Raw genomic sequence first — 8,992 nt, 5'->3', positions numbered from 1 at the left:
CAACTTCCACCAGTCACCACCGTTTCTAAGTTTATGACCGCTCCTAACGAGTCGGTTACCGTAACTTGGATACGCTGGCCATCTTCAATGTTTTCAATCGTCCCTTCGAGGCGAGTAGTCGCGATTTCGTACTGATTTAAATACTCATCCCCTCCACCATCAAAATTGACGTTCACCGTTGCAAGCGTATCTTTAATGGTCGTATCGACGGCGTGCAGGTTATTGCCATAAATGTCAGAAACCACAGAAGTCACCGTAAGCGGCCCTTCAGCAAGAGAAGACAGATCAACGCCTGATAGGGTATAAGCCTCATTCTCTACGGTCGTTGTAACAGTAATGGAATTATTGAGGCTGTCGGTAATGGTGATAGTAACAAGCCACTCATCGCTTATCTTGAGTGCGTCACCTTGAATCGTGACACTAGGAACTTCAAACTGGTTTTCGTATCCATCGCCGCCATCAAGAATATCCACCGTTAATATAGCATCGGGATTCAACCGCTCAGGAGCCTGAGTCTCAGAAGTTGGGTTTTCTCTTTCTTGCACTGCTGGCCTAGTAACATAGCCATTAGAAACGAGTTGCTCAGGTAAAACAGCGCGAATATAGGCAACAAAACTTAACCCACCAGAAGACTCACTAAAATCTCGAACGCTCTGATTAAAAGTGGATTCAATACCGTTTTGAGAAGCAATTAAAAGATCATTCGAACTCGATTCATCCTCACTTGTTGTATCTTCATTAAATGCAATATCGAGAATGTCAGTATTAAGAACAACCACCTCTACTTCTGGAACTAATTGTTCGTTAGGCAACATTTGGATCCAAGAACCGTCACTTAAAACCGCCCAAAGAACATTACCGACTTGAATGTAGAGTATTGGCTGCATAATTCGCCCCATATGAAACAACGAACTTTAAGTATGGTCGACGAATGTGACTGTTCAAATGAAACTAGAAAAAACATGGCCCTAAATGGCTCTAATGAGATATTGAACCAAAAACATACCTCATGTATGCGAGAAAGAGCCATTGGGGTAAACTACTTCTGGCGTAACCCATCCACTGGAAATTGATTGAAATTCCCCTTGCTACAATCGGGCTTATATCCAAATGGAGCAGGGAAAGGAATCGTATCGCAGCTTGTTGCAACGGAAGATTCAAACTTTACTCTCTTTCCTATCATGATAGGAAATAACCATGTGGCATTATTTCTTAAATCAAACTCCTCTTTAGGGTCATCAATCAAATTGTATATTTCAGGGATCTGTAATGGGCGCCCTTTCTCCGGCATGATATCTTGATCAATAAAGTGCATCTTGTAATTTTCCCACTTATAAGCGTAGGTTTCAGAGCCATTGTTAACGATAAAACCATCTCGATTAGACTTTTCACTATCTCCCTTTAAAAAGGCCCACTGATCAATACTATCTATTGTTCTATCGCTTGGTAATTTGTATCCACCGACATGAGAAAGTGAGGCAAATAGATCCACAACATGGATAATTTCATCACTCACTCTACCCGGTTTGATGTGGTTAGGCCAAGAGGCAATAAATGGTGTTCGGAGAGACCCTTCAAGAGCCGTAAAGTACGCACCACGCCATGGCCCGCTAGAGCCTTGGTATGGCATATGCCACTCTGGACCGTTGTCAGAAAACCAAATCACTAGTGTATTGTCTTTAATTCCTGCTTTTTCTATTGCACCAATAACTTGCCCAGCTCGAAAATCTATCTCAGCTAACACATCTGAGTAATTTCCTTTGCCTGTTTTACCAATAAAATCAGGATGAGGTAGCGTCGGTAAATGTGGTTGAGTAAAAGTAATTACAGAGAAAAATGGCTTATTCTCTTTCACATTTCGATTTATAAAATCTGTGGCATGTTCAACTAGCTCACTGTCAATCGTTCTACGTGAGTCCAAATTATATTCTTTGACCCCTTTAGGGTCCTGCCCTGCTCTAGCTGAAAGGATTTGAGGTTTAGGTAATATAGCTTTATAACCGGGTTGAGAGCTATATTCTGACTCATCCGTCGTATTTGCAATGCCATACCATTCATCAAAGCCTTGATCCGTTGGAAAGCGCCCTTTTTGGTCTCCCAAATGCCATTTCCCGTAAAGGCTCGTGTTATATCCTTGTTCCTTAAACTTCTCTGCAATGGTTATTTCCCAGTTCACCATACCGTAATGCACTCCCCAAACAACCTTATCTGTCCCAGATCTAAGCGCTCGCCTCCCCGTCATGAATGAGGAGCGAGTTGGCGTGCATTGCGGTTCCACATTAAAATTAGTAAGGCGTACACCTTCTCTAGCAAGTTGATCTAAGTTTTTAGTTTCAACACCTCTGGTACTCCCATAGGAACTTAGTTCCCCCCACCCAAGGTTATCAACCAACATTACCACGACATTTGGTGTCTCTTCCGCAACCACTTCTAACGGGATACATAGAAACAGGATAGTTGCTATTTTATTTTTCATAGTGTCGCCTTTCATTGAAATTCAATCCTGTAAGTGCGTCTTATCACACTTAAAACACACTAAAGTCTAGTCCATGTTAGTTAACATTTTTGAAAAACAGGGATTACTTGGAAGCAACAAAAACCTCTACTATATTCAACTGACTACATTGTCTCATTTGGTGTCATCTCACTCGACTTCGCCATGATGAACACAATTAGTAACGTTATATAACGATAATGGATTCATTTATCGCGGAGGATTTTCATGCGAAACTCGATTAAAAAGGTAATGGCATTGGTCGGTACATTAGCTGCGTCCACAGCCTTTGCTGCCGATAAGCCCAACATCCTTGTGTTCTGGGGTGACGATGTAGGTGTATACAACATTAGTGCGTATCACAATGGTATGATGGAAGGAAGACTCCTAACATTGATAAAATCGCCAATGAAGGTGCCATTTTCACAGACGCTTACGCACAACAGAGTTGTACTGCCGGACGAGCCTCATTTATTCTGGGCCAACATCCGTTTCGTACCGGTCTATTGACTATTGGTATGCCCGGCGCAAAAGAGGGTATTCAATCGAAAGATCCTACTATCGCGGAGTTACTTAAAAATCACGGCTATGTGTCTGGTCAGTTTGGAAAAAACCACCTTGGTGACCAAGATGAGCACCTACCAACTAACCATGGGTTTGATGAGTTCTTTGGTAACCTATACCATTTAAACGCGGAAGAAGAGCCTGAGTCTGAGTTTTATCCAAAAGATCCAGAGTTTCGTAAAAAATTCGGACCTCGAGGCGTGTTGAAGGCGACTGCGGATGGCAAAATCGAGGACACAGGTCCCCTTACTCGTAAGCGTATGGAAAACGTAGACCGAGAGTTCATGGATGCTAGCTTGGCATTTATGGAAAAAGCAGTAAAAGAAGACAAACCATTCTTTATTTGGCATAACTCAACCCGTATGCACGTCTGGACACATTTGAGTGAAGAATATCAAGGGAAGTCAGGTTACGGCTTATACGCCGATGGCATGATGGACCTAGATGATCAAGTAGGTGTGATGCTTGATAAACTTGAAGAGCTAGGCGTAGCAGATAACACCATTGTTGTTTTTAGTACCGATAATGGCGCTGAGAAATTTACCTGGCCAGATGGTGGTACTACACCGTTCAAGGGCGAAAAAGGTACGACTTGGGAAGGCGGATTCCGCGTTCCGATGATGGTACGCTGGCCTGGAAACATTAAACCAGGAACGGTTATCAACGATATCTTTTCACAAGAAGACTGGATGCCAACTCTACTCGCAGCTGTGGGCGAACCAGATGTGAAAGAAAAACTATTGAAGGGTCATAAAGCAGCGGGCAAAACCTTTAAAGCACATTTAGATGGCTACAACCAACTTGATCTGCTGACTGGTAAAGCTGATGAAGGCGCACGCAAAGAAATCTTTTACTTCGATGCTGGTGGTAATTTAAACGCCGTTCGTTATAAAGACTGGAAGATCCACTTCAGTAATATGGAGGGTGCCATTAATGAGGCATACCGCAAAACACCTAGTTGGCCCTTGATTGTAAACCTTCGTATGGATCCATTTGAGGTCGGTCCAGATGCAGCACTTTACGTCAGACATTTTTACGCTGATCAAATGTGGATGTTCGTTCCTGCTCAAGCTATCGTGCGTAAGTTCCTAGAGACATTTAAGGAGTTCCCTGCAACGAAAGGTAGCTCGTTAAGTATTGAAAAAGTGGTAGAAACAATGACACAGCAACCTAGAAACTAGACCCTAGGTATCGAAGCTACTGTGGAATTAACTAAGGCCTCAATTGTGAGGCCTTTTATTTCGTTGCAATTGTTTGGTTGCAGCAATTTATGGTCAAACAAAGATTATCATTTAGTGCTCTCTTTAAACACTTGATTCCAATCTTGTTTCATATCGACAAATAGCCAACCTTGCTCTTCACCTACTTTAAACGATTTATCTAACTTACCAACATGAGAATCTTTATCATACGCCCATTCGCGCTTGTCATCCGTGTGATGGATAATCGCAGAAAATCTTGGACCTGAACCTGCTTTCGTCCACTCTAACATCTGTAAATCACCATCAGAATTACCAAACGCCATGACCGGACGTTTGCCAATGAAGTTTTGGATCGTCACAGGCTTTACTGCTTTGTCATTGACAAAGTCTATTTCCGGCATACGTTGGATGGTAGGTTTTCCATCAACACTTTGATATTCCGCCTTTAACGTCGTTCCCACGATGTTTTGCGTTGGAATGCCGTATACTTCCGGCGCCCAAACGCGCATAAATTCAATTCCGCCTCCAGAAACGATGTAGGTCTGATAGTCGTTAGCTCTTAAATAGTCGAGCAGTTCGAGCATAGGTTGATAGACCATTTCAGTGTATGGTCTACCCGTTGTTGGATGGACAGCCGTTTTCAACCATTCCTTAACTTCTTGATGAAACTGTTCAGTAGACATTCCAGAATGGGTTGCCATAACAAGCTTCATTACACCTTCGAGTCCTTGTTTACCAATCCCCTCCATGTCACCTTTTAATGCGGAAGCAAAGGGTTCGGTTGTCTTCCAATCAGGATGCTCAGAGGCCATTTCTTTTACTCTATCGATCGCAAAAAACAACTGTAGATAAACAGGCTTTTCTGCCCAAAGTGTTCCATCATTATCAAACGTCGCGATTCGTTGGCTTTCAGGCACATAGGAATCCGAACCTTGGGTCGTTGTTTTCGTAACAAACGCCATAATAGCTTGCTTAGCGTCAGTGTTGTTCCATGACGGAAGTGGATCTTGCATATCAGCAGCAACAGAGTAACTAGACAGAGCAAAACCTGTTGCTAAGACAATCGCCTTTAACTTTATAGCCATCTTAATTCCTTATATTGAGGTGCTAGGTGCGAATCCAATCAAAAGTATAGTTCAATTGAAACAGGCGCATATTGAACTGAAATATGCAACGGCCACCAAAAAGTGACAATGTCACTAATCTAGTCCACTATTTTATTAAAATAGAAACATGGAATTTAACGATTAGAGTTTAAATTCATTGGCTTCAACTGATGTAGGGGCACTTTTACGTCCCTTTTTCTGATTGAGCTCTTCAATAACATAGTCGGGAGCGACCTTCGTTAGCTCTGTTAAACAGTCATCCGTTTTAGGGTTGCCGTATCTAACATAGATGTCACACACGGCATACAATTGTTCTGGAGCACCGGATATCAAATACGCTTGCTCAAAAGCGTTGACAGACTTCTTCAAGTCTAACTCTTCTTGCAGAACACCATTTAAGTACCAAAAGTAACTGTTCGTCTTTGCCATCGTCGCAGCTTTGTCTATTTCAAACGCCGCTTCTTTCTTTTTGTCTAATCTAACCAAAGCGAGAGATTTAGAATAATGCAGCGAGGCATCTTCTGAATTTAGCTTGATACCCTCGTCAAGCACGTTGATAGCTTTTTTGTCTAGCTGTTGCGTTCGGAAGTTGTCTGCGTAGCTTAACCAAACTTGAGGGTTGTTTGGCTCAAGCTTAGTTAACTCTGGGTATATCAGCGCCGCTTTATCCCAATCACGATGCCAACGGTAAACGTCTGCAAGTAATAACTTGGAAACATTATCGTTCTTACTGGACAAGTGTGCTGTCAGCTCTGAAACAGGCCCCTCAAGTGACTGCTGTTGCTCCGAACTCAAATTGGCGTAATCTCGAACGAGGTTAATCGCTGCTGTAATTCGCACCATGGCGGCGTCATCACTCAATAATGGTGAAATCAAACGCCAACGGTGCTCAATCATATATGGCTGTGCTCCCACGATCGCAGCTTCGCGAATACCTGCATCTTCATCCTGCAACCCACGCGCAACTGCAACCAATGCATTTTGGCTTGGATAGTTGGCTAACTCACGTAAAGCATCAATACGTTTTTCTGAAGACAACTTTTTATTTTGCGAATCATAAGACAGCTTTTCGACTCGTTGCGCCGGTGTCATTTGAGCTTCTCGTGGAGTGACAACCGCTGTCGGCGATACCTGGTCAGGGTCTAGCAATGTTGTTTCTTGTGCCACTGCTGTTTGACTCGCAGCAATGCCGATCGAGATCACGAGTAATGATTTAGAGAGCAGCTTAATTTTTTGCATTCAATAACCTATATTCTTTCATTTCCGGGCCTGTAGCAGGCGTAGTGACTATCTTAAAACTTCGCTTCAAACACAGACTGTGTTTGAGTAGCTTGCTGGCGTAGAATCTGGTCACTGTATTTACCGTGAACCACTGGGTTACCTGTCGCTCGTAAGACGTACGCCATCGACTGATCAACATGGGCAAAAAACTTCTTCCAACCCGCGCAGAGATAATTAAGACCAGGCTCACCTTGCCTAGTACGGATAAAACGGTTTTTGGGACATTCTCCAAAACATGCAAATTGATAATCACATTGAAGGCACTGTTGGGGCAGCGTACGACTTTTAGCAAACCCAAATTTCTGCTGCTCAGAGCTATAAGCGAGCGTATCGAGCTTTTCGTGATGAATGTTTCCAACCTTATATTCTGGGTACACGTAATGATCACACGCAAACACATCACCATTAGGCTCCATTGCTAAGCCTTTCCCGCAGATTTCACCTAACGTACACAGTGGGTTTTTTCTGCCCATCCAGGTTTCGATACTGGCTTCAAAGTACTGCACAAACACGTTGCCGATATCGTGTAAAACCCATTCATTGAAAATCGCGATCAGAAAATTTCCCCATGCTTCATCCGCAACGCAAAAAGGCTCAACAACGGCATCTTTATGACCTGGGATCAACCGTTTATCTCCTTGCTTTAGTTGCTCGTTTGGCTCCCAAGTTTGAGGGGCGGTTGTTCTGAATGTTTTCTGCTCAACTATTGGAATAAACTGCATTTGAGGGGAGCGTACTTCATCTCGCAAGAATCGGTACACTTCAAGTGGGTTACGGCCGGTCAAGTTGTTAACACAAGTGAGCGTAGCAAACTTTACTTCGTGCTTATGTAATAATTCAACCGCATTCATAACTTGCCGGAATGTGTCTCTACCAGCTCGGTTTGTTCGGTAAGCGTTGTGCATCATTTCTGGGCCATCAATGCTTAAACCGACGAGAAAGTTGTTCGCCTTTAAAAACTCACACCATTCATCGTTAAGCAGTGTGCCATTAGTCTGGAGATCATTGGAGATCGTAATGCCATCGGGACGGTATTTATTCTGTAGCTCAACAATTGTCTTGAAATAATCCAAACCTAGCATTGTCGGCTCACCACCCTGCCAAGAGAAAATGATTTCAGGTGTATTCTGTCCCGCTATATATTGACGGATATAGGTCTCGAGCGTTTCCTCATCCATGACTGGTGAGCAGCCTGGCTTGTACTCAAGTAAATCTTGTTTGCTTAGGTAGTAACAATAGGTGCAATCGATATTGCACACTGCACCGATAGGTTTCGCCATGACATGTAATCGCTTGGATGCTTTTCCATTGAACTGCGGACCTTGAGTTATGTGCATTCATCACCTTCTTAGTTGCTAGCCTGCGCCCAACGGCGTTAAGACTAATCATTAAGTTAATCGCCTAGTGTGATGATAATGTTCAATTATTCGTGGCGCTTGTTATAGTGTGTATAACTGTTTTTCATAGACTTGCCTGATAAAATTTTTTGATCATAAATGTTGATGGAGCTCCCCTATGAAGCATTCCAAAAGTAATACTCTTTACCTTGGTGCCACTATTTCGATTTCGCTAATTATGACTGGATGTGCAACAACACAACCTAGCCCTCTTGCTCAAAAAATCGATCAAGATATGGTTCTTATTGAAGGTGGACCATTTACGATGGGCTCGGATAATCCATCAGCAAATAAATCCGAGCACCCGGCTCGCACCGTTCGCGTGGATGATTTCTATTTGGCAAAATTTGAGGTAACCCAAGAGTTATTCGAATCGGTTACAGGCTCTTCTCTGAGTTATTTTAGAAACCCAAATACGCCCGTGAATAACATTAGCTGGCAACAAGCCAATTATTTTATAAAGAAATTGAATGAAAAAACGGGAGAGCACTATCGTTTACCCACCGAAGCAGAATGGGAGTTTGCAGCGAAAGGGGGGAATCTAAGTCAAGGATTCACTTACGCGGGGTCTGATGATATTAACGACGTTGCCTGGTATGCCAGTAACTCAAACAATAAGGCACACAAGGTAGGTCAGAAAAAACCGAATGAGCTTGGCTTATACGATATGACGGGTAATGTTGGTGAGTTTGTTATTGATGCGTTTGATGAAGGCTATTACAAATCAGCACCAAGTGATAATCCGGTAAACGCAAAAGATGAAAAAGAAAGCCTTGCACACAAGTCTGTACGAGGTGGTAGCTTTGCCTATAATGCTGACGAATCCGAAAACTATCGTCGCGATTTTGCTAGCCAGTCAGTCATCATGTCCGACATGGGGCTGAGATTAGCGAAAGACGCTGATTAAACTAAGTAAGAAAAAAGTGGAGCGATAAAAGCTCCACTTTT

6 protein-coding genes and 1 pseudogene are annotated in these 8,992 nt (G+C 42.9%); 2 read left to right on the top strand and 5 right to left on the bottom strand.

What is annotated here, in order from left to right:
• A partial coding sequence (locus tag MTF70_RS12340) for a hypothetical protein (protein WP_248394033.1) occupies nt 1-887 on the bottom strand: 887 nt, incomplete at its 3' end.
• 152 nt (nt 888-1,039) lie between these two features.
• Nucleotides 1,040-2,476, bottom strand: a complete 1,437-nt coding sequence (locus tag MTF70_RS12335) for an arylsulfatase (protein WP_248394031.1) — start codon at nt 2,474-2,476, stop codon at nt 1,040-1,042.
• Nucleotides 2,477-2,722: 246 nt separating this feature from the next.
• Between MTF70_RS12335 and MTF70_RS12330 the strand changes: the two are divergent.
• A pseudogene (locus MTF70_RS12330) lies at nt 2,723-4,239 on the top strand (arylsulfatase).
• A 107-nt stretch (nt 4,240-4,346) separates the two neighbouring features.
• Here MTF70_RS12330 and MTF70_RS12325 read toward each other — a convergent pair.
• From MTF70_RS12325 to MTF70_RS12315, 3 genes are all read right to left on the bottom strand, one after another.
• A complete protein-coding gene (locus tag MTF70_RS12325) occupies nt 4,347-5,345 on the bottom strand; it encodes an HAD family hydrolase (RefSeq protein WP_053306484.1) in 999 nt (332 codons plus the stop codon).
• Nucleotides 5,346-5,507: 162 nt separating this feature from the next.
• On the bottom strand, nt 5,508-6,605 hold the full coding sequence (locus MTF70_RS12320; RefSeq protein ID WP_053306483.1) for a hypothetical protein: 1,098 nt from the start codon (nt 6,603-6,605) through the stop codon (nt 5,508-5,510).
• A 53-nt stretch (nt 6,606-6,658) separates the two neighbouring features.
• Complete coding sequence (locus MTF70_RS12315) at nt 6,659-7,984, bottom strand: anaerobic sulfatase maturase (protein ID WP_053306482.1); 1,326 nt, start codon at nt 7,982-7,984, stop codon at nt 6,659-6,661.
• Between the two features lie 178 nt (nt 7,985-8,162).
• On the opposite strand from MTF70_RS12315, the gene MTF70_RS12310 reads away from it, so the two are divergent.
• Nucleotides 8,163-8,951: an SUMF1/EgtB/PvdO family nonheme iron enzyme gene (locus MTF70_RS12310; protein WP_053306481.1), complete on the top strand. Its 789-nt coding sequence runs from the start codon at nt 8,163-8,165 to the stop codon at nt 8,949-8,951.
• The last annotated feature ends 41 nt before the right edge of the window (nt 8,952-8,992 follow it).

The organism is Vibrio sp. 2CM40D, from assembly GCF_023161825.1.
Lineage (GTDB): Bacteria > Pseudomonadota > Gammaproteobacteria > Enterobacterales > Vibrionaceae > Vibrio > Vibrio alginolyticus.
The sequence above is the reverse complement of the archived record's forward strand: the minus strand, read 5'-3'. Positions and strand labels throughout refer to the sequence as shown.